The sequence below is a fragment of the Erythrobacter sp. Alg231-14 genome (assembly GCF_900149685.1).
GTDB lineage: Bacteria > Pseudomonadota > Alphaproteobacteria > Sphingomonadales > Sphingomonadaceae > Erythrobacter.
Genome location: NZ_LT702999.1, coordinates 1,759,851 through 1,781,260, shown reverse-complemented (window position 1 = coordinate 1,781,260; position 21,410 = coordinate 1,759,851). Strand labels below are relative to the sequence as shown.

23 protein-coding genes are annotated in these 21,410 nt (G+C 56.3%); 11 read left to right on the top strand and 12 right to left on the bottom strand.

Features of this window, described 5'->3' with window-relative positions; all coding sequences use genetic code 11:
* Positions 1-86: 86 nt before the first annotated feature.
* The 5 genes from BQ8290_RS08485 to BQ8290_RS08465 all read left to right on the top strand — a co-directional run bounded on the left by BQ8290_RS08485 (position 87) and on the right by BQ8290_RS08465 (position 6,233).
* Positions 87-977, top strand: a complete 891-nt coding sequence (locus BQ8290_RS08485) for a division plane positioning ATPase MipZ (RefSeq protein ID WP_108789284.1) — start codon at positions 87-89, stop codon at positions 975-977.
* A complete protein-coding gene (locus BQ8290_RS08480) occupies positions 974-1,306 on the top strand; it encodes a J domain-containing protein (protein ID WP_337661238.1) in 333 nt (110 codons plus the stop codon). Before BQ8290_RS08485 ends, BQ8290_RS08480 begins: the two co-directional genes overlap by 4 nt.
* Before the next feature lie 120 nt (positions 1,307-1,426).
* Complete coding sequence (gene pgmG / locus BQ8290_RS08475) at positions 1,427-2,857, top strand: phosphoglucomutase/phosphomannomutase PgmG (protein WP_108789282.1); 1,431 nt, start codon at positions 1,427-1,429, stop codon at positions 2,855-2,857.
* A 54-nt stretch (positions 2,858-2,911) separates the two neighbouring features.
* Positions 2,912-3,739, top strand: a complete 828-nt coding sequence (locus BQ8290_RS08470; protein WP_108789280.1) for a DUF2059 domain-containing protein — start codon at positions 2,912-2,914, stop codon at positions 3,737-3,739.
* Between the two features lie 4 nt (positions 3,740-3,743).
* Positions 3,744-6,233, top strand: coding sequence for a ligase-associated DNA damage response DEXH box helicase (locus BQ8290_RS08465; RefSeq protein WP_108789278.1), 2,490 nt, complete (start codon positions 3,744-3,746; stop codon positions 6,231-6,233).
* Here the strand turns inward: BQ8290_RS08465 and BQ8290_RS08460 are convergent.
* From BQ8290_RS08460 to BQ8290_RS08435, 6 genes are all read right to left on the bottom strand, one after another.
* Entirely contained in the window at positions 6,230-6,841 is a 612-nt protein-coding gene (locus BQ8290_RS08460; RefSeq protein WP_108789276.1) for a biopolymer transporter ExbD, read from the bottom strand. The two genes, BQ8290_RS08465 and BQ8290_RS08460, sit on opposite strands and share 4 nt — an antisense overlap.
* A gap of 29 nt (positions 6,842-6,870) precedes the next feature.
* On the bottom strand, positions 6,871-7,311 hold the full coding sequence (locus tag BQ8290_RS08455; protein WP_337661237.1) for an ExbD/TolR family protein: 441 nt from the start codon (positions 7,309-7,311) through the stop codon (positions 6,871-6,873).
* Between the two features lie 220 nt (positions 7,312-7,531).
* Positions 7,532-7,972, bottom strand: a complete 441-nt coding sequence (locus BQ8290_RS08450) for a biopolymer transporter ExbD (RefSeq protein WP_108789272.1) — start codon at positions 7,970-7,972, stop codon at positions 7,532-7,534.
* Between the two features lie 46 nt (positions 7,973-8,018).
* Positions 8,019-8,555 (bottom strand): ExbD/TolR family protein, encoded by a 537-nt coding sequence (locus tag BQ8290_RS08445; protein WP_337661236.1) that lies wholly within the window; start codon positions 8,553-8,555, stop codon positions 8,019-8,021.
* A 144-nt stretch (positions 8,556-8,699) separates the two neighbouring features.
* Complete coding sequence (locus BQ8290_RS08440) at positions 8,700-9,476, bottom strand: MotA/TolQ/ExbB proton channel family protein (RefSeq protein ID WP_108789270.1); 777 nt, start codon at positions 9,474-9,476, stop codon at positions 8,700-8,702.
* A gap of 78 nt (positions 9,477-9,554) precedes the next feature.
* Positions 9,555-10,223 (bottom strand): energy transducer TonB, encoded by a 669-nt coding sequence (locus tag BQ8290_RS08435; protein ID WP_337661235.1) that lies wholly within the window; start codon positions 10,221-10,223, stop codon positions 9,555-9,557.
* 499 nt (positions 10,224-10,722) lie between these two features.
* Here BQ8290_RS08435 and BQ8290_RS08430 point away from each other — a divergent pair, with 499 nt between their 5' ends.
* Together BQ8290_RS08430 and BQ8290_RS08425 are read left to right on the top strand one after the other, a co-directional pair.
* Positions 10,723-11,562: a hypothetical protein gene (locus tag BQ8290_RS08430; RefSeq protein ID WP_337661234.1), complete on the top strand. Its 840-nt coding sequence runs from the start codon at positions 10,723-10,725 to the stop codon at positions 11,560-11,562.
* Positions 11,563-11,719: 157 nt separating this feature from the next.
* Positions 11,720-13,054, top strand: coding sequence for a homoserine dehydrogenase (locus tag BQ8290_RS08425; RefSeq protein ID WP_108789268.1), 1,335 nt, complete (start codon positions 11,720-11,722; stop codon positions 13,052-13,054).
* A gap of 25 nt (positions 13,055-13,079) precedes the next feature.
* On the opposite strand, the gene BQ8290_RS08420 is transcribed toward BQ8290_RS08425, so the two are convergent.
* Positions 13,080-13,667 (bottom strand): hypothetical protein, encoded by a 588-nt coding sequence (locus tag BQ8290_RS08420; protein WP_337661233.1) that lies wholly within the window; start codon positions 13,665-13,667, stop codon positions 13,080-13,082.
* Positions 13,668-13,686: 19 nt separating this feature from the next.
* On the bottom strand, positions 13,687-14,244 hold the full coding sequence (locus BQ8290_RS08415) for a hypothetical protein (RefSeq protein WP_337661232.1): 558 nt from the start codon (positions 14,242-14,244) through the stop codon (positions 13,687-13,689).
* A 127-nt stretch (positions 14,245-14,371) separates the two neighbouring features.
* On the opposite strand from BQ8290_RS08415, the gene glpX reads away from it, so the two are divergent.
* Positions 14,372-15,406 carry a class II fructose-bisphosphatase gene (glpX, locus tag BQ8290_RS08410; RefSeq protein WP_108789262.1) on the top strand — a complete coding sequence of 345 codons (1,035 nt, stop codon included), beginning with the start codon at positions 14,372-14,374 and terminating at the stop codon, positions 15,404-15,406.
* An 84-nt stretch (positions 15,407-15,490) separates the two neighbouring features.
* Positions 15,491-16,129: a hypothetical protein gene (locus tag BQ8290_RS08405; protein WP_337661231.1), complete on the top strand. Its 639-nt coding sequence runs from the start codon at positions 15,491-15,493 to the stop codon at positions 16,127-16,129.
* Positions 16,130-16,150: 21 nt separating this feature from the next.
* On the opposite strand, the gene BQ8290_RS08400 is transcribed toward BQ8290_RS08405, so the two are convergent.
* The gene (locus BQ8290_RS08400) at positions 16,151-16,552 is read right to left on the bottom strand and encodes a hypothetical protein (RefSeq protein WP_108789258.1); all 402 of its coding nucleotides are present in this window, start codon (positions 16,550-16,552) and stop codon (positions 16,151-16,153) included.
* Between the two features lie 190 nt (positions 16,553-16,742).
* Here BQ8290_RS08400 and BQ8290_RS08395 point away from each other — a divergent pair, with 190 nt between their 5' ends.
* On the top strand, positions 16,743-17,678 hold the full coding sequence (locus BQ8290_RS08395; protein ID WP_108789256.1) for a ribose-phosphate diphosphokinase: 936 nt from the start codon (positions 16,743-16,745) through the stop codon (positions 17,676-17,678).
* A 75-nt stretch (positions 17,679-17,753) separates the two neighbouring features.
* Here the strand turns inward: BQ8290_RS08395 and BQ8290_RS08390 are convergent, their stop codons facing one another.
* Positions 17,754-18,806, bottom strand: a complete 1,053-nt coding sequence (locus BQ8290_RS08390) for a helix-turn-helix domain-containing protein (RefSeq protein ID WP_108789254.1) — start codon at positions 18,804-18,806, stop codon at positions 17,754-17,756.
* A 118-nt stretch (positions 18,807-18,924) separates the two neighbouring features.
* Between BQ8290_RS08390 and hisN the strand changes: the two genes are divergently transcribed.
* Positions 18,925-19,692, top strand: coding sequence for a histidinol-phosphatase (gene hisN, locus BQ8290_RS08385; RefSeq protein WP_108792159.1), 768 nt, complete (start codon positions 18,925-18,927; stop codon positions 19,690-19,692).
* A gap of 7 nt (positions 19,693-19,699) precedes the next feature.
* Here hisN and BQ8290_RS08380 read toward each other — a convergent pair whose 3' ends face one another.
* Both BQ8290_RS08380 and BQ8290_RS08375 read right to left on the bottom strand, forming a co-directional pair.
* Positions 19,700-20,701: a hypothetical protein gene (locus BQ8290_RS08380; RefSeq protein WP_108789252.1), complete on the bottom strand. Its 1,002-nt coding sequence runs from the start codon at positions 20,699-20,701 to the stop codon at positions 19,700-19,702.
* 301 nt (positions 20,702-21,002) lie between these two features.
* Positions 21,003-21,383 carry a nuclear transport factor 2 family protein gene (locus tag BQ8290_RS08375; protein WP_337661230.1) on the bottom strand — a complete coding sequence of 127 codons (381 nt, stop codon included), beginning with the start codon at positions 21,381-21,383 and terminating at the stop codon, positions 21,003-21,005.
* Positions 21,384-21,410: the final 27 nt, after the last annotated feature.

Here is a 21,410-nt window from a genome sequence, read left to right as displayed (position 1 = left end):
CAAAATCAATGCAACACTCAAAGTGCACGCCTTAATCCGTTTCGGCGGTTCCACATTGTTCTTCCGCAGAAGGAATTAAGACCGGGATGAAACCCAAGCCTGCCTCCCAGCCTGCCTCCAAGCCTGCCCAATCAAGCGCTTCAAAATCTGCGTATCGGATTGTTTTTGCGAATGAAAAGGGCGGCACGGGCAAATCGACCACCGCTGTCCATATCGCTGTGGCGTTGTCATATATGGGCGCGCGCGTCACCGTCTTGGATTTGGATCCGCGCCAACGGACCACGCACCGTTATATGGAAAATCGGTTTCGCACGATGCAGCGGCGCGAAGCGGAATTGCCGACACCGGCATGCGAAGTATTCAAAGGTCGCAGTGAGCAGGCATTGTTGATCGCAATGGACCGGTTGGAAAGGGATTGTGATTTTCTGATTATCGACAATCCGGGCCGCGATGATCCCTTCGCCCGCTGTGCCGTGGAGCAGGCGGACACATTGGTCACGCCGATGAACGATAGCTTTGTCGATTTTGACCTTATTGGCCAAGTGGACCCAGAAAGCTTCAAGGTGCAAAAACTGTCGTTCTTTGCAGAATTGATTTGGGAAGCGCGCATGAAGCGAAGCCGGGCGACAATTGAAAACGCGCGGCCGGAAATGGACTGGATCGTGGTCCGCAACCGCACTGGTTATACCGAAGCGCGCAATATGGCGCGGATCGAAAAGGCTCTTACTGAAATGTCGAAGCGCGTTGGTTTTCGTGTGACCCATGGATTGTCCGAACGGGTGATCTATCGTGAGTTGTTCCCTTCGGGCCTGACTTTGTTGGACAAAGGGCAATTGGGCGATTTGGGCACCAGCCATCTGGTCGCGCGTCAAGAATTGCGCACCTTGTTGCAGGCGTTAAAGTTGCCGGAATTTGAAAAGCCTGTTTCGCCCGTTAGAAATGGGAAGACAAAAGGCGTGAGGAAAATCTCACAATGATCATCAAAATTACCATCATCTTGTTGGCTTTAACTGTGATGTTCCGTTGGGCGACAGGGGTGTGGCCATGGGTTTTGGCCGCCGGGCCAAACAGCAACACGGGAAAGTTAAGAGCTGCGCGTTCTTTGTTGGGTGTTTCGGTCAAGGCGGATCGGGCGGAGATTTTGGCGGCCCATAGGCTTTTGATTACGCGTGTTCATCCGGATAGAGGCGGCACAAACGAAAAAGTGCACGCCGCCAATGAAGCGCGCGATTTGTTGTTGGCCGATTTGGGTGAGCCTCCTGCGGTTGCCGGGTGCGAACCCAGCGCCTCCGACGACAAGGATTGACCGCGTCCGGTCCGCGAGGTGCCGTGGATCATGCGAAACAATTCTTTCACGCCGATTGTTTACGGCGATGACGAATAAAACGACCCAGTTATTGATTTAAGAGATTTGAGGAACACCGGCATGGCCCATAATTTCGATTCAACCGTTTTGCGCGAATATGACATCCGCGGAATTATCGGTGAGACACTGGGGCCGGATGATGCCCGCGCGATTGGCCGTACATTTGGATCGATGCTTCGCTTGGCAGAAGGTGACAGCAATCCGTCACCAACCGTCGCGGTTGGCTATGATGGACGGGTTAGCTCGCCCATGCTCGAACACGCTTTGGTCGAAGGGCTGACCGCGAGCGGGTGCAATGTCTTGCGGATCGGGATGAGCGCAACGCCGATGCTCTATTATGCAGAGGCGTCACGCGAAAATGTACAGGGCGGCATTCAGATAACTGGCAGCCACAATCCCCCCAATTACAATGGCTTCAAAATGGTATTTCAAGGGCGACCGTTTTTTGGGGCGGACATCCAGGAGCTCGGGAAATTGGCAGCAGCGGGGGACTGGGCCGACGGTGCCGGGGGCACGTCGTCGCTCGACATCCTTGGCGAGTATGTCGAGCGCATGCTCGAAGGCTTGGTCGATATTCCCGCTGACGCGCTCAACGGGCTGCGGGTCGGATGGGACGCTGGCAATGGCGCCGCTGGTCCCGCTCTCGAGGCTTTGGCGGCGAAGTTGCCGGGCGAGCATCATTTGCTTTTTACTGAAGTCGACGGACATTTTCCAAACCACCATCCTGATCCAACGGTTGAGGCCAATTTGGCCGACTTGCGCGCGCTCGTCGCGGAGAAGAACCTCGATTTTGGAGTGGCTTTTGATGGTGATGGCGACCGGATCGGTGCGATCGATGGCGCGGGCCGAGTCATTTGGGGCGATCAATTGCTGATGATCTACGCCGAAGATGTCCTCAAAACCCACAAAGGCGCCACTGTCATCGCCGACGTAAAGGCCAGTCGCGCTCTATTTGATCATGTGGCCGCGCATGGCGGAGAGCCGTTGATGTGGAAGACCGGCCATTCCCTGATTAAATCCAAAATGAAGGAAACAGGCTCCCCATTGGCCGGTGAAATGAGCGGCCACGTCTTTTTTGCCGATACATATTACGGTTTTGACGATGCATTGTATGCCGGTCTGCGTTTGATCGCGGCGTCTGCGCGTTTGGGTAAGTCAGTTACCGAATTGCGCGGTGCGATTCCTGAAATGCTCAACACGCCCGAAATGCGTTTTCAGGTTGATGAAGCCCGTAAATTCCCGGCTATGGACGAGATCACACAGCGTTTGACCACAAATCCGGGACCACAGGTTGAAGAGGTCAACGCGACCGACGGGGTGCGGGTTAACACCAAGGACGGTTGGTGGTTGCTGCGCGCGTCCAACACGCAAGATGTGTTGGTGGCGCGCGCTGAAAGCGACACAGATGCTGGGCTCGAACGGTTGATTGCGCAGATTGATGAACAACTTGCGCTTTCTGGACTGGAACGCGGTGAAAGTGTCGGGCACTAAGTCACCAGAGCCGATCACGGCTAACAAAAACTGGCTCGATAGAAGGACACTGCAATGAAACGCACAATCTTGGCAGGCATTGGCGGTTGCGCATTGCTGTGGGCTGCGGCCCCAGCGGCGGCGCAAGAGAATTCGGGCGAAGAATTGACCGCGGAACAAGCCCGTGAATTGGGCAATTTGTTCGGCGACATGTTCGGCACCGCCGATCCTCTTAGCGCTGAACAAGAAGAGCGCCTGCCGGCTGCGATGTTGGTTGTATCCAAGCTATTCCCGAAAGGGACTTATGCTCGCATGATGGATGAAAGCATGGCGCCGATGATCGATGCAATGATGGGTGATCTGGGCGGCAATTCAACGATTGCATTGTCCCAATTGACGGGCCTCAGCCCGCTTGATTTGTCGAATCTTGATGCAGAGCGTTTGGCCAAAGCGGTCGCTCTGCTTGACCCAGCGGCGGAAGAGCGAAACAGCGCGATGAGCCGGTTGATGCTTACGCAGATTGGCGAAATCATGCTGGAAATTGAGCCAGCCTATCGCGCCGGTCTTGCGCGGGCCTATGCGGTGCGTTTCACCAATGAAGAATTGATGGATTTGAGCGCCTATTTCGAAACAGATGTCGGCAAGAAATACGCCGCCGAGAGCTTTTTGGTCTTTGCCGATCCGCAAGTTATGTCATCCATGAATGAGATGATGCCTGCAATGATGGAGCGGCTTCCCGCGATTATGTCGGCGACCGCCAGCATCGAAAGTGACTTTCCCGCCGGGCGAAGTTTTTCCGATCTGTCGGGCGCAGAACAGTCACAATTGGCCGATCTGTTGGGCGTGACCAAGGGTGAGCTCGCACAAAGTGAGCCTGAATCGAACGGCGAGGGTCCGTCCTAACCGGATGAAGGCCGCGCCCGCTTCGCACAGCTCCCCATCTGTACCGCCCGAAATTCAAGGGTGGTTTGACGCGCGCGGATGGCGGATCCGCCGTCATCAATCGGACATGCTAGCTAAGGCGCGCGTGGGCAAGAACGCTTTGCTAGTTGCGGATACTGGAGCGGGCAAAACGCTAGCCGGTTTCTTGCCGACCTTGTGCGAATTCGCAGCCAGCAATGGGAATGTCCCCGAAGATGGTCTTCACACACTATACGTGTCGCCGTTGAAAGCGCTCGCACATGATGTGAAGCGCAATTTGATCACGCCGATTGAGGAAATCGGCCTCCCCATACGGGTCGAAACGCGCAGCGGCGACACGTCCTCTGATCGCAAGAAACGCCAACGTGAGAAGCCACCGCATGTGTTGCTGACCACGCCTGAGTCTCTCTCGCTGCTGCTGTCCTATCCCGAAAGTCTCGATCTGTTTCGCACGTTGAAACGGATTGTCATTGATGAAGTGCATGCCTTTGCCACCGGCAAACGTGGGGATCTTTTGGCGTTGTCGCTCGCCCGGCTTCAATCCTTGGCGCCCGATATGCAAAGGGTCGCGTTGTCCGCAACATTGGCCAATCCGCTGGCGTTTCAGGAATGGCTCAACCCGCAAAGCGCAGATGGAACCGGCGAAATAAAAGCGGCGGATTTGGTTCTCGGTGAAGAAGGCGCACCGGCCGATTTGCAAATCTTATTGCCCATCGAAGAGCGCGTGCCGTGGGGAGGACATGCCGGGCGATGGGCCGTCGATCAGCTATACGAAGCGATCAAAGAAAGCCGAACCACGTTGATCTTTACCAACACGCGGTTCTTGGCCGAGTTTATCTTTCAATGCCTTTGGGATGTGAACGAAGATCACCTGCCCATCGGGGTCCATCACGGCAGCCTCTCCAAGGAAGCGCGGCGCAAGGTCGAAGACGCGATGGCGGCGGGGGAATTGCGCGGATTGGTCTGCACCGCCAGCCTCGATTTGGGAGTGGATTGGGGTGATATAGACTTGGTCGTGCAAATGGGTGCGCCCAAAGGATCGTCTCGCCTACTGCAAAGAATTGGCCGCGCAGGCCACCGTCTCGACACGGCATCGCGGGCGCTTTTGGTGCCGGGCAATCGATTTGAATTTCTCGAAGCGATGGCCGCCAAAGATGCCGTCGATGAGGGTCAGCGCGACGGGGAGGATTTTCGCGCCGGCGGCCTTGATGTGTTGGCACAGCACGTGATGGCGTGCGCGTGTGCGGGTCCCTTTGATGAGGGTGATCTGCTGCGCGAACTGCAATCTTCGCTGGCTTACGCATGGGTGGATGAGACGGTATTGGGACGCGTGCTTAGCTTTGTCGAGAACGGCGGATACGCCCTGCGCGCCTACGACAAGTTCAAACGGATTGTTCGTGATAAGACGGGAGTTTGGCGGCTTGCCCACCCATCACAGGCACAACGGCACCGAATGAACGCCGGGATCATTGTCGATTCCGAAATGTTGATGGTGCGTTTCAAGAATGGCCGCAAATTGGGCAAGGTTGAGGAACGGTTCGCGGCTCAATTGTCGACCGGTGATACGTTCTTTTTTGCGGGCATGAGCCTAGAGGTGGAAAGCCTTAAAGACATGGACGTGATTGTCCGTGCGGCCAAGAAATCGGCGACCATCCCTTCTTATGGCGGGCTTCGACTTCCGATCACGGCGCATTTGGCAACGCGGGTTCAGACGATGTTGGATGACCGTGCAGGCTGGGGCCGGTTCCCCGATGACGTGCGCGAATGGTTGGAGGTTCAGGATTATCGCAGCCGCATGCCCAAACCGGGCGAACTGCTGGTCGAAAGTTTCCCGCGGGGGGGCAAGCATTACACGGCCTATTATACGTTCGAAGGGTGGAACGCGAACCAGTCTCTGGGCATGTTGATCACGCGTCGGATGGAGGATCGCGGTTTGATGCCCGGCGGATTTGTGGCGAATGATTATTGCTTGGCGGTGTGGGGGTTAAAGCCGGTCGACGATCCAAAGCCGTTGCTTTCGCCCGATATTCTCACCGATGAATTTGCTGAGTGGGTGACCGAAAGTCACTTGTTGCGCCGCGCGTTCCGCGAAGTCGCCGTGATCAGCGGGTTGGTTGAACGCCAGCACCCCGGAAAGCGCAAAACTGGCAAACAAGTCACCTTCTCAACCGATTTGATCTACGATGTGCTCAAGAAATATGAGCCCGATCATGTCCTGTTGGAAGCCGCATGGGCCGATGCCCGCGCACGGATGACGGATGTGGGGCGACTTGCGGATTTGCTGGAGCGATCCCAGCATGAATTGGTCCATGTGGAGCTTGACCGCGTGTCCCCGCTGGCCGTGCCGGTGATGACAATGATCGGCCGCGAGGCCGTGCCGCAAGGCGCGGTGGATGATGAGCTGTTGTTGGAGGCGGAAGGCCTGATCGGCGATGCTATGCGGATTGAGCCGGGTGAAGGACGCGAAGGGGACTAATATACAAGCCGTGAGTCATAGACATGGTCGCACCCGCTAGGCAAAAATGGAACAAATTCCCTCGGCAATTGACCTTCTTCTTCAATGATCGCGGATGCCGATTGAAAACTTGTCTTTTTGAAGGAGCGGTGCTCCTCTAGCTGTGAGGGGTCAAAGCAAATGTCAGCTTGTGCCACGCCAGCCTCGCGAATTTTGCCAAGTGCCAATGCCACTCGACCATAAGCGGTATTCGGTTTAGCTTCCAGCATAACGATAGGCCAATCAAAGCCCTTAGCGAGTATTGCCTGGCTAAGACCGTCGAGCGTTACAGGCACGTCGTCGAGTGCCAGCCCACCCTTTGGGCCAATGCTGACAACCATATACGCAGGGCCCATATACGCCTGGCCAAAATTGGGCGGGGCGTGCCAGCGTGGGAGGTCGACTAAGAGGGCATGTGTACGTTCCTGCGCAGCGTTCCAAATGACGGCAAACAGCAAGATCATTGCGAAAACAAACACCATCGGCCGCGTATCAATCCGCGAGATCGGCGCGCCGATCTCAAATTTGGGCACGATGGAGGGGCTGGCACGGCGCAAGCCTTTTACGTGTTTGCGTATAGGTTGCGGCATGCTCGCCCCTCCGTCGGCCTAGATCGCCATCAATCCAGTGCGCGATATCGCTCATTACCTACAAAGGCGAAGCGTGTTGCCCCCGATTCTTTGATCAGCGTGATGGCCTGTGCCGACGCGTTGTAACTGGCCAATCCGGCGGGCTCAAAGCGCAGCAATGGTTCCTCTTCCATGGCGCTGGCAGCGGTGATTTGGGCGCGCAATTGATCGTTTGTTACCGATGATCCGTTCCAGAAAATCTGATCGGAAGCGTCGATGAACACGGTGTTTTCGGCCAGCACAGGGTGGATTGACCTTTGGGTGCCGTCCGGCAGATCCACCGTTGTTTGGTGAGTTTGAATGGGAATTGCCAAGATCATCATGACAAGAAGGACAAGCAGCACGTCGATAAAGGGGGTGACGTTCATTCCCGGTTGAGGGCCGGAGTGTTGGGGGCCGTATTTGTTAGGGCGGGTTACGGTTCTTGGCATTTGCCTATCCTCTCTCATTCTACGGGACCAAGTTTGGGGCCGCATACTGACCCATCCCTTGATCATAGGTGATATGGTATAGCATAACCAATAGGTTGCCTAACGCGTACCGATCTCAACGCAGGTCTTGGGACTGATGAGACCAAAGAAAAAGGGCGCCGCGGTTGCCCGCAACGCCCTTTTCTCAACATTCAAAGCCTAAACTTCGAAGCGTGTCTGGTTATTCTGAACCTGATCCAAAGACCCGGTATTTCTCGTTTCCGACAAATCCGAATTTGGTGACGCCAGACGATTTGATGATCTGCAGCACTTTCGCTGTAAGGTCATAGCTCGCCAAAGCTTCTGGTTCGAACTGCAATTCTGGTTCAACCGCCATGGCGGTGGTTTCTGCCAAAAGTGTTTGAAGCTGCCCTGGTGTTATCGGTTCAGCATTCCAAAGGATGATTTCGCCTTGGGTAAGAATGAGTTTGTTCTTAACCGGGTCGATTTGGATATCCTGTGGTGGTGGATCACCCTGCGGAAGATCGATATCGACCGAGTGCGTTGCCACCGGAATGGTGATGATGAACATGATGAGCAGCACGAGCAAGACGTCGATCAACGGCGTCATGTTCATATCCAGCATCGGTTCGCCGTCGAGTTTGCCTCCGGACATACCCATGTCAGTTACTCCTTAGATTCCAATACCATTAAAGGTGTTGGTCTGATTAAATTCCGGGTTCAACCGGGTTCGAGATAAAGCCGACCGTCGGATAACCCGCAGCCTGCACGTTGTAGATCGTGCCAGCCACACAGCGCCACGGTGCATTTACGTCTGCACGAATGTGGACCTGTGGGATCAAATCGGGATCCTGCATGATCGCTTCCACGCCGCCAGCGGCCTGAACGATCGCGTCAAGACGTGCGAACGCTTGATCGTAAAGCTCCTGCGATGTCACCGGAGTGACATTGCCGAAATAGACCCGGCATTCACCGGTGCGCGATGCACCCTGAAAGCCAGTGTTGATTGGACCTGCAGTGTTGCCGTTTTCATCCGTCGTGGAGACGGTCAGCAACAGGTTTTCAACTTTGTCTTTTGATTCAACCGATACAAAAACCGGAATCTCAAGCTTTTCGATCGTCTGGATCGCCACCGGAACCGCGATGAGGAAGATGATCAGGAGAACCAGCATCACGTCCACAAGTGGCGTGGTGTTGATGTCGGACATCGGGGTTTCGGCCCCACCTCCCGTCGAAATCGCCATTGTTAATTCCCTTACTGCTCAAAAGAGCGCTTGTTCAAAAGCCCACTGGTTAGAACCATCTCTGGTCTTGGGGTGGGCTTGAATTTGCAAACCAATTGGTCCCTCGGGGGACGCGCATCGCGCCCCCGGAAGATCAAAGCGGTCTTACTTCTTAGCAGCCGGAGCTGGCTTAGCGGCAGGCTTAGCAGCGGCTTTAGGAGCAGCTGTCACAGTTGGCTTCACGGCGCCGTCCGAGCTGATGAAAGCAAGGATGTCGGTGGAGAAGCTGCTGAGGAGTTCAGCGATGCGACGGTTGCGGCTTTGGAGCCAGTTAAACGCAAGCACAGCAGGCACAGCCACAAGCAGACCAATCGCGGTCATGATCAAGGCTTCACCAACCGGACCAGCAACCTTATCGATCGAAGCCGAACCGGAAATACCGATGTTGATGAGAGCGCGGTAAATACCGATCACGGTACCGAGCAGACCGATAAACGGTGCAGTAGCACCAACCGATGCGAGGAACGACAGGCCGCCGGAAAGAACCGAGTTGATCGAATCTTCAGAACGCTGAAGCGAACCGTGCATGTAATCGTGCGCTTCGAGTTTGTCGGTCATCTTGCCGTGCTTCTCTTGAGCAGAGATCGCATCGTCAGCAACCTGACGCCATGCGCTGTTCTTCTCAAGTTTAGCTGCGCCTTCTTTGAGGCTTGGGGCACGCCAGAAGCTGGTTTGAACAGCTTTGTACTGACGCATCACTTTGCCTTGCTCGAAATATTTTGTGAACAAGATGTAGAACGAACCAACCGACATGATGATCATCACGGCAAGGATCGACCAAGCGACGGGGCCGCCTTCTTTCATAGCTTCCCAGAAACCAAATTTGTTTTCCGGTGCCTCAGTTTCGACGGCAGCGACGGCTGCGATATAGTAAAGGTTCATTGCGAGTAATCCTCTTAAAATAGGGTCTCAGCGAGATCTCGGTTGCGATGTGCAAGCCGACATCTCGCCGAAAATTCATCAATTCAAACGATATGTGATCCGCGTGGAATAGGAACCCGTTGTCGGGTTTCCGGCAGCATCCAAGGCTGGATTGAAGCGCGCGTAACGCTCCATTCCGCGGCATGCAGCCTGATCGAGCACGCTCGATCCGCTGGAACCGGTTACCGAACAATTGGTGGCGCGGCCATTCGGGGTCACGGTAACGCGAACACCCACAGTGCCTTCCACTTCCTCACGCAGAGCGCGCGAAGGATAATTGTCTTGAATGCGACCTGCCCAACGGCGCTCGTTCCGGGTCGTCGCACCTTGCGCCAAAGAAGGCGGCGGCGGTGGAGCCGGAGGAGCCACCGGTGCAGGTGGCGGGATCACCAATGCCGGCGGAGCAGGCGGCGGGATCGTTGGTTGCGTTTGGATCGGCGGCGGAGCCGGTGCGATCTGGATCGGCGGCGGTGGAGCTACCGGAGGTGGCGGAGCCACTTCTTCTGGTTGCTCGGGCGGCGGCTCGTCCGGTTCTTCAGGGGGTGGGGGCTCCTCAATGTCGACCGTAGTAACCCGCTCAATAACCTGTTTTGCAGCCGAAATGGCCAGGCCAGAGATGAGCAAGTACCCGATCACCACATGGATCAGCGCCACTATGATAATGGAAACAACCCTGTTTCCACCCATTTGTTGGTCAGCGTAGGCCATCCAGTCGCTTTCTCTCCAATAGTCCAGTCGGATAGGTATCCGACACAATTATCACGTCTCGGGCCGCCTCCAGATTTCAAATCCGAATCAAACGATTCGCATCAAAAATTCTGAGTTAGACCCGGGCAGTGAATCCCAGAATCTTGTATCTCCCGCTGGAGCTTAAATGTTCACGTGCGACGCCCGTCAACCCGGTGAGCGCTCGCCAGAAATTTAGTCCCAGCAGATCGCTTCGTAACATCTCTTCCAAAGATGCATCCAAAACGATCCTCCTGCTACGACCTTGTCCCCAACCTCGTAGCAAGAAACAACGGCTTTAACGGTCAACACCTAGGCAATCAAACGCTTTTACGGTTCAGGATCGATTCACTGTGGACCATCTTGAAAGAATAGGCGCCCAAAGATAAGCCCAAGCGCAATATAGGAATTCTGGACGATGGCGCTCATTAACACAAATTTAACACCTAGTTACAAAGGACTAGCCGCCATATGCATTGGTGTGGTTGGCCTTTCGTTCGGCGCCACCCCGGCATGGGCACAAAATTCTGCACAACCCGATGTTGTTGACCCTGTGACCGCTTCGCAGGTCGCAACATACGCAGATATAGCCAGTTTGGCGGAGCGCAGTGACCTTGTGATCCGCGCAGAGATTCGCCGTCAGACCGTAGTTGAGCCGGAACGGTCCCCCGGTTTGGCCCCGGGATTCGCACGTCTTTATATAGAGGCCCGCACCCAGGCACTCCTTTCAGGGTCAACCGCAGTGGGCGAATCGCTCGATTTTCTGATTGATGTGCCTTTGAATGCCCGTGGAAAGCCGGACAAATACAAGAATCGCATTATGCTGCTGTTTGCGGATGCCGTGCCGGGGCGCAGGGGCACAATTCAACTCACCGGTCGCAATGCAATGCTCGAATATTCTCCTGATATTGAGGCGCGCATTCGTCCCATCCTAACCGATATGGTGGCACGCGATGCCCCACCTGTGGTCACGAATATTCGCGATGCATTGGCTGTACCCGGAACACTATCGGGCGAATCGGAAACGCAGATTTTTCTTGAAACACGCGATCAATCGCCGGTTTCGATCACTGTTCTGCGCCGGCCCGGTCAACGCCCGGTATGGGGCGTGTCATGGGGTGAGATCATTGATTCGTCGGCGCGCGCGCCGCGTCGGGATACGCTGCGCTGGTATCGCTTGGCCTGTGCCTTGCCGAAATCCTTACCTAGCAGCGCAAACCTTGCCCGCGACCCAGCGTCGCGTCGCCTTGCGGATGCGGACTACGCCGTCGTGCGGCAAGAATTGGGCACCTGCGCCCGCGAGATCACCAGCGCAGAGTAACGCGCGGGGCAATACGAGGCTAAAAGACGGGTGATTTTAGCCTGTGTATCGATTGGACAAGAAATCGCTGCTTGACGATCAAGCCTGCACCCTTAATCGCGTGCCCTGTTGCGACGCACCATAGTCGCCGTGTTTCAAACATTTCCGGAGCAGCACTTTGGCCACGACAGCCCTTCCCCCTCTTCGCATCGCTATTGCTGGTCTTGGCACCGTGGGTGTTGGCGTCATGCGTCTGTTGGCGGCCAACGGTGAATTGATCGCTGCGCGCGCCGGCCGCGCGATTGAAGTCACCGCCGTTAGCGCGCGGGACCGATCCAAAGATCGCGGCGTCGATATCGCTCCCTATGCGTGGGAAGACGACATGACCGCGTTGGGCGCGCGCGACGATGTCGATGTGGTCGCTGAATTGGTTGGTGGCTCGGACGGACCTGCATTGGCTCTATCGCGAGCGGCTCTTTCGGGCGGCAAAGGTCTTGTCACCGCCAACAAAGCGATGATCGCCCATCACGGTCTCGCCCTTGCCGAACAGGCCGAGGCGCAAGGCATTGCTCTGAAATTCGAAGCCGCGGTCGCTGGCGGAATTCCCGTGGTCAAAGGTTTGCGTGAAGGCACGAGCGCCAACGCGCTGACCAAAGTTTACGGAATTCTCAACGGCACCTGCAACTACATCCTGTCGGAAATGGAAGCGACCGGCGCCGATTTTTCGGAAACGCTCGATGAGGCGAAAGCGCTCGGATACGCTGAGGCCGATCCTACCTTTGACATCGAGGGCATCGACGCCGCGCATAAATTGGCGATCCTCGCAGCCATAGCATTCGGCGCGAAAGTTGATTTCGATGCCGTCCATGTGAACGGCATTGTTCAAGTCCGCGCCGCCGACATCGCTCAGGCCGACGCATTGGGCTTTGTCATCCGTTTGATCGCAGAAGCTGACGTCCAAGACGAAGCCGGCACGGCCAAATTGCTTCAGCGCGTACGCCCCTGCTTGGTGGCCAAAGATCACCCGCTTGCCCCGGTTGATGGTCCGACCAACGCTGTGGTTGCAGAGGGCAATTTTTCGGGACGTTTGCTGTTTCAAGGTGCCGGCGCAGGCGATGGCCCAACGGCCAGCGCGGTCGTTGCCGACTTGATCGATATTGCGCGTGCTTCCGGACGTCAGTCTGAAACCGGCGCGCCATTCTCTATCCCAGTGGCGCAGCTAGCCTCGCTTGGCCCTGCTGATCCGGGACACCGCACCGAACGCACCTATCTGCGTTTCACCGTCAACGACCGCCCCGGGGTTCTGGCTGAAATCACCGCCGCCATGCGTGATGGTGACGTGTCGATTGAAAGCTTGATCCAACAAGGTCGCCACGGTGATGGCGGTGAAGTGTTGGTTGCGATGGTTACACACGAAGGGCGCGAGGCAAATGTTCGCCGCGCGCTGGAACTGCTAAAAGGATCCGACAGTTTGACCGGAGAGCCACTCGTTCTTCCGATTCTGCCAAACTAAGGCGCAAAATCTAGAACGGTGCCCTTCAAAACATTGGAGCAGGCGGTAGGACCAATTCCTCTTCGCTGATCGGGCCTCGGCCCAAATCTCCATCATCGCCCAACGGGGGCAGACCGTGAGCGATTCGATCAGCATCTGAACCGCCCGGTGCATCGGGCAGTTCGTCAAAATCGATCATGATCGCGGGCTCTGTTGGGCATGGTGGAATGAAACAGGCCCGGATTGTTACCAGCGGCACCATGCCATTGGGCAGACCGGTTCCATCAACATCCGGCGGTTGGCGCCCCTGAGTTTCGGCGCCGTAACGTTTTTCCCACGCTTCCTTGTCCCAATAGCCGTCCGTGTTTTCGGTCAGGTCGCGACACACCAAAATCTCGCCTGCGATCTTCGCTGCATCGGCATCGCGTTCGCATTGTTCGACGGCGAATTCGTCGGGCTCAAACGGCTCCTGCGCGGCCAAAAGATCAATTCGATCGGGCGCTTGCGCAGCGGCCGGTGCCGCAATCGCTGCATGCGATAGGGCAAGACAAAGGGTTGCCAGCCCCAATCGGGGGAGGTGGTCCAATGCAGGTAGCATGGCGTGTTGGGAGCGGGGGAATGAGCGGGGGGGCATTCGATCTCCTGTTTGATCCTTAGTCTTCGGGGATGGGCGGTGCCTCAAGACCGAGCGCCCGGCGGCGTTCGGCGATCTCTTCGGGCGTGGGTTCGGCGTCTCGGCCAAGGGGCGGCAATCCGCGCGCGATCCGATCGGCATCGGTTCCTTCGGGCGCTTCGGGTAGAGCTTCGACGTCGATGATGAGGGCAGGTGGTGGGACCGATCCGAAGCCGATGGCATTGCCATGATTGGCAATGCCAAACGTGTCGGGTGTCCGGCCCCCTTGGGTGCGGCGTGCGTAATCGCGTTCCCATGCTTCTTTATTCCAAGACCCATCGGATGCTTCCCCCAACTGGCGACACACGACGATTTCATTGGCGATCCGCGCAGCGTCCGCTTCTTCTTCGCAATCTTCTTCGAGCAATCGATCAGATTCTTCGCGCGGGACGGTGACCGACAGATCGATAAACTCCCGACGGGGGCGGGCAGGCGGTGCCGGTTCGCTCTCCGCGGCGGTTGTCGCGCTGGATTGCGGTGCCGTCACGGTGGCGTCATCCTGTGCGCATAGCGGCGAAGATATAATAAACGCGGGCAACAACACCCCCGCAATCGCGCTAGTCTTGACTGTAATTGGTAACAGGGGGACAGCATTGCTCGACAAGCGCGTTCCTCCAAGTCTAAGCGCGGGACGACAGGCAATGGCCAAAAGGACTGAATTTCGCATGAACACCCCTACTGACACAGATGTGCTCGCCGCAAAAGACGTGGATCAAGAGAACGCCGTTGATCGCGTCCTCGTGCTTGAAATGGTGCGCGTGACAGAGGCGGCCGCAGTCGCGGCGGCGCAATTGATCGGACGCGGTGATGAAAAAGCCGCCGATGCCGCGGCAGTTGAGGCGATGCGCCGGGCTTTTGACAATCTTTACATGGATGGCACCGTCGTCATCGGCGAAGGCGAACGCGACGAAGCGCCCATGCTGTATATTGGCGAAAAAGTGGGCGGCGCGCCGGGCAAAGGCCCAAAAATTGATATTGCGCTCGACCCGCTAGAAGGGACAACCATCACGGCAAAGGCCGGTCCGAACGCTTTGGCTGTTCTGGCGGCGGCGGAAGAGGGTGACCTTTTGAACGCGCCAGACGTTTACATGGATAAGCTTGCTGTGGGCCCGGGCCTGCCGGCTGATGTGATCGACCTTGCGAAATCGCCATCGGACAACGTGAAAGCGGTTGCGGCGGCAAAGGGTAAGGCACCGGCTGATATCAATGTTTGCGTGTTGGATCGCCCGCGTCATGCCGATCTGATCGCTGAATTGCGCGCGCTGGGTTGCGGTGTGTACCTTATCGGTGATGGCGATGTTGCCGGCGTGATCGCGGTGACGGATCAAGACACCGGCATCGATATATATATGGGCCAAGGCGGCGCACCCGAAGGCGTGCTGGCGGCGGCGGCTCTTCGTTGCGTTGGTGGCCAATTCAATGGGCGCCTGGTTTTCCGCAACGATGATGAAAAGGCGCGTGCCAAGAAATGGGGCATCACTGACCTGAACCGCATCTACAAGCTGGACGATCTGGCCAAGGGTGATTGCATTTTTGCAGCAACCGGCGTGACCGATGGTTCTCTGCTCGACGGGGTGAAAAAGCGTAAGAAATCAACCGGCGCGACGATTATGACCACAGACAGCGTGGTGATGCGGGCATCGTCCGGCACAGTACGCTGGATCAAGGGGCACCACCGGATCGAACCGCACAGCAATTGAGTGCGGACATAACCCAAGGACTTGGGTCCTCGCACACGAAGCACGAATACGCGTTGGACCGAAGAACGCCGAGGATCTCTGAGCGTGTCTGACTATGTCAAATCGCTGCTCAGGATGGTGGGCATTGCTGCTTTCGTTTTGCTGGCAATCGGCTTTGTCGGTTCATCGTCCGTCGGAGTTGGTTTTCTTCTATTTGTCATCGTCCTTCCCATAACTGGGATAGCTGTCGCTGGTCTAACCGTTCTATATTTCATCCGCAGTCTAGAATTGTTGCGGAACAGCAAGTCGACCCCCTTTCGGGCCGGTCTGCTGGTCTCGGCCCCTGCAGCCTTTGTCGTTCTAGTAATGCTGGCCGGTCCGCTGTTCTTCGCTGGCAAAGAAATTGGCACTCATGCCCTGTTGCTGACTGAGCAGGACCAGTACGAAGCGATCATCGCCAATGTTCACGCGAATCCAACGCAAGTCTCTTTCGCCAAGGTGGATCGGATCACTTATTCGGTCGATCTTGGCCCTCCCATCCGGATTGCGTTCAATCCCGATGGCTATTTGGGCAGTTGGTCTGGCATCGTCCATGATCCATCCGGCGAAGTGATGTTAATCAATGCGATCGATGAAGAATCGGGGCAATCCACCGCTCAAGAGAGAATTAGGAATGTATTCGAAGGCGTGTTGGTGGAGTGTCGCCACTTAAAAGGCGACTATTATCGTTGTTTTTTCGACTAACGGACTGCCTGCTCCCAGCCCTCAAAACATGGAACATTGCTGCATGATAGCCGTGCCGCTGGTCTCGATCGTTACATTGGCGCTCACCCGGCCAAGGCTGTCGTCATCATAGGTGACATTCGTGCCATCAACTTGTGCGCCGGCTTTGCCCATAAACGCCAAGGTCAATCGATCTTCTAGCGATTTGTAGGCGGCTCTTCGTTGTGCGGCTGTCAGCTGCTGCAACTTGTCATCAAAACATTCGCACTCGCTGGCAGAGGCGCGGAAGCCGAGATGCCGCGCGCTTTGGAGATAATCTCTGTCGCATTTGGCAAAGATTTCGCCGCGCTCATAATCCGGGCTGGTGTTCGAGTTTTGCCCGTAAAACGCATACCCGCCCACGCACACGGCCAAAGCCACTCCTCCGACGAGAATATAGTTCATTGCGCGCACTCCAAGCTTTCTTCGATTGATGAGCGGGCCAATGTAAGGAATGGCTGTTGAAATATCGTAACCCACCGTCTGTCAGGCGCATGCCATGCGCTGACCCGTCGACAAATGCTCTGGCTCTGTTGCGTTTCTAGTCTCCATCGTTAGGCCATTTTGCATCATTTAAAGACGGGACAACGCATCCATGAAAATCATGTCGGGCAATTCGAACCTTCCGCTTGCGCGCGCGATTGCGGCCTACCTTGAAATCCCATTGACCGATGCCAGTGTCCGCCGGTTTGCCGATGAAGAGATCTTTGTCGAAATTCACGAGAATGTGCGCGGCGAAGACGTTTTTATCGTCCAGCCGACAAGCTTTCCCGCGAACGACAACCTTATGGAATTGTTGATTTGCATCGACGCGCTGCGCCGCGCTTCGGCAAAGCGGATTACGGCGGTTGTTCCGTATTTTGGTTACGCACGCCAAGATCGAAAACCCGGCCCGCGCACGCCGATCTCGGCCAAACTGGTGGCGAACCTCATCACCGAAGCCGGGGCCGATCGGGTGTTGGCCGTCGATCTGCATGCGGGCCAGATTCAGGGATTCTTCGATATCCCAACAGACAACCTTTACGCCGCGCCCGTGATGGCCGCCGATATTCAGGCGCGCTACGGCGATCAGGATTTGATGGTTGTTTCCCCCGATGTGGGCGGTGTTGTTAGGGCTCGCGCCTTGGCCAAGCGGCTCGACAACGCGCCGCTTGCCATCGTCGATAAGCGGCGCGACCGCCCCGGTGAAAGCGAAGTGATGAACATCATCGGCGAAGTCGAAGGCCGCCATTGCATTATGATCGACGATATCGTCGATTCCGGCGGAACATTGTGCAACGCCGCCGAAGCTTTGTTGGCGAATGGCGCAAAGTCGGTCGCCGCTTACATCACCCATGGCGTTTTGTCGGGCGGGGCGGTTGCCCGGATCGATGGATCAAAGCTCAAAGAGCTTGTGATAACCGATTCTCTGCGTCCGACAGAGGCGGCTGAGAAATCGGAACGCATCCGGATTTTGACCATGGCCCCATTGGTGGGTGAAGCGATCCGCCGAATTGCGGATGAAAGCAGCGTGTCGAGCCTGTTTGATTGACGGGTTAGGGATTGTGCGGTTGATCGGGGCGGCAAAGGTTGCAGCCCCCGCGCGTTGAACCGCTAAACAGCAATCCTATTCAGCAGCGTCTAGAAATGCGCGTCGCATCCACGGGCGCACGGCACCCGGCCTAATCCGATCCAACAATTCCAATCGCCGTGCCTGCCTTATCTCAAGGCTGAGTGTGACAAGCGCCGATCGCCCGGATCCGTCCGCGCGATGAGCGACAAAGTCACCGGGCGTCATATTGAAAAATGCATGGAATTCGCGGATTTGGTGCGCCTGATCAAAGAAGCGAAGAATGATCTCTTCTTCTTCTTCATCCGCAACGCCGCACAATTGCGCAGCCAGATCAAGGATCCGCGCACGTCGCATGATCTGTTTGGGCGTCAGCCCGAAATCGCGTTTTGCAGCCCGTTCGACGGTTCGCGGTGAAACACCTTGCTCTTCAGCAAATTCGCTGAGCACGCAGTTGGGGTCGGCGAAAGCCTGTAATTCTAACGCTTGCGACAATGGGTCGGGCGGGGCGATTCCGTTTTTGACAACGTAATCGGCCAACCAATCTTCGATCGCCTCCAGCCAATCGCTCGGATTGGAATCAAGGTTGAACAATCCGGTGACCTCTCGGTCGGGAATGCCCACATCTTTGATCAATGTGATCCGGTCGAGCATCTCGCCATCGTGCAACCCAAACAAGGCGCGCAATGCACCAGGGCGAAGCATCAGACCGGCGACTTTTATCCCGCCGGCATATCGCAAAGGCATGACAGTGGAATGTTGGCCGCACAGAAAGGTTTCGTCGCGAAATTCCATCGGGCCTTGCGCGGTCCCTGCTGTCCAATTCACGCCAACGGCGGTGCGCAAATATGCGCAATCATTGCACAATTGCCCATAAACCATGGCCTGTTGCTGATCCTTGGCGGATTTGGAGTAGGCAAAGACGACCATGGATCGGCCCACCCATGGGCGGATCCGGTCATCGGAACAGCGATTGAATGCGAGCGGCGTGCCATCTTCCGCCGTTCCTGTCTCAGAACGGAGCGGCTGATGGCCGGTGCCGTTGGTTGCTGGACCCGTCGTCGCTTTACTGGCCAAATTGCCCGCCAACGATTTCGAAGCCTTGGTCATGACACTAGCCCTGACGAATTCTCGTTGGCATGTCACTAAATTACTGCAGCTTGGCCAAAACCGATGGAGATTGGATCAATTGCGCAGTATCCGGCCATCAGCAATTCAGGAATCTTCGATGACCAAATCCGATCTCGCCCTTGCCAATGCTCTTGCTGATGCAGCGGGTCATGCCATTCGGCCGATGTTCCGCGGAACGTGGGAGCAGGAGCGCAAAGCCGACAATTCTCCAGTAACGGAGGCCGATCGCGCCGCGGAGGCGGCGATGCGGGTGTTGATTGAGGAACATTGTCCCGATGACGGTATCATCGGCGAAGAATATGGCACTCGCAATGAAGGGGCCGGGCGGCAATGGGTGCTCGACCCGATCGACGGCACAGTCAGTTTCATGGCGGGTCGCCCGATATTCGGGACGTTGATCGCTTTGTTGCAGGACGGCTGGCCGGTTTTGGGTGTCATTGACCAACCGATCGCGGGGGAACGATGGGCCGGGCGGATTGGCGAAGGCACCACATTTAATGGCCTGCCGGTGCGCACGCGCTCTTGCAATGAATTGTCTAATGCGAGCTTGGCATCTTCCGCGCCGCAATACTTCACCGACGATCAGGCGGGCGCGTTCATGTCGCTTGCCGCGCAGACATCGCAAATGGTGGTGTGGGGCGGCGATTGCTACAATTACGGCCTTCTGGCGAGCGGCCATCTCGACATTGTGTGCGAGGCCGGATTGAAGCTCTACGACTACGCCGCTTTGGTTCCGATCGTAGAAGGCGCAGGCGGGTTGATGAGTGATTGGCAAGGCAACCCGCTGGACGCGAACTCCGATGGCAGCGTTCTGGCGCTGGGCGAACCGGCGCGGTTAGAGGAAGCGTTGGAAGCGATGGGGTAGGTGCTGCTTATTGGGCCTCGGCCCGGTCCGCTATGGCCGCCAGAATGTTTGATTGAATATCGCCCAAAAAGAACTCGCCCCATAGCGATGCGTATGCGTTGAGTGCGGTGCGGGCCTTATACGTCGTATGCAGCGTTAAACGCACCCGCTCTGGCCCAAGCTGTTCGAGGGTGTAGCCCCCTGTCTCGATCCGCATATAGTCGCTGTCAGGGTGAAGGTGTCGGTCGGTGAAATCCCAAGCATCGCTTTGCGGAAAGACGAAATCCCAAGCGATCTCTTTCTCTGGCGACCATGTGGTTACATGCTCTTCAAACATGATGCCCTCACCCCATTGAGCGCGGCGAACAGAATCAACGCCTTGTCCCTCTAGGCTGGCCTCTACGGGGCGCGGTACGCCGATGACATCCTGCGAGAGATTCCAGCGGCCCTCTTCGGGTGACAGGTCGGGCACCGATTGCATCAATTCCCACACGTTTTCAGGTTTTGCATCGACGTCGATCGATCGAGTGACCGTGTATTCGGCGGTCGGCAATGGTATCGATTGCTCCACCGGGATCATGATGAGTGGCACCAAAAGCCATGCGCTAGCCTGAAAGACGGCGACGTCTTCATCGCGTGACTGCGGACGTTTGCGGACCTTGGTTAGAATGTAGGTCCCGGTTGTCCCGCTTACCAACCACAAGGGTGAAAGCATCGCGATGCAAATGACGCCCTCTTGCAAGAAAAACGCGGCCACGACGATCATCCCTACGGTGAGCGCGGTTGGCACCAACAGGTAATAGGACCGCGTCCGGCGGTACATTGGATCGCCGATATAGGCGACAAATGCTGATATGATCGCGGGCTGAAGTATCGCAAAGACCACGCTGATCAAGCCGAGGCCGCCCAAAACGGATTCGACCAAAGCATAGCACAAAAGTGCATACAGGCCGGCCACCGCCACCGCCGCCGAAACGCGCACGCTGGGATGCTGCCATAGGTCGGACGGGGAAGGCGGCTTGTCCATCATCCGGGTTTATCAACCGACAACCGGCTAAGCAATTGGATGCGTGCCGCCAATGCTGACCAAACCGTCCAAAGCGGCGCTGCAAGTCATTTATGCGGTTTAGAACCTCCGATATCGCGTCTATTGAGAGCGACTGAGAGAACCGCTTTGACCCGACGTTTCAATACCAATTGATGCTGGGCGAACCAGCTCGGTTAGAGGAAGCGTTGGAAGCGATGGGGTAGGGGCGTCTGTTATCGCTTGCTTGGCCTCAAGACCGGGCATTCTGCTAGCGACCCAGTTGTAGACGATTGGATACGCCAGATTAGCTCACTGGCGCAGACATATTTCTTTCGAGTTCACCGAAGAAACCGATTACCTTCATTATTTTGCCAGCATCGGTCACTTCTGTAACGTCAAAGCCAGTCATAACCTGTTTTTCACCGCTGTGTATTGCCCAGTGATAACGACAAAAGTTGTTCTGTATTTGAGGCTCGCATGACGGCCCGTAGCGCAGTCCGGGGAACTTGGTCTGGGTTGCCCTGACCATTTCCAGAAACGCGCCACGACCGACGATATTGTGGTTCGGGTCGACGAAATGGACGTTGTGTTCCAGGGCAGCCTCCGCAAGACGTGCCTGTTCTTTTTCGTCGGTGGTATTCCAAGCGCCAAACATGTTGCCCAGATTTTCGATGTAGGTGCGCATCTGATGCCTCATTCTAAAAACAAACCT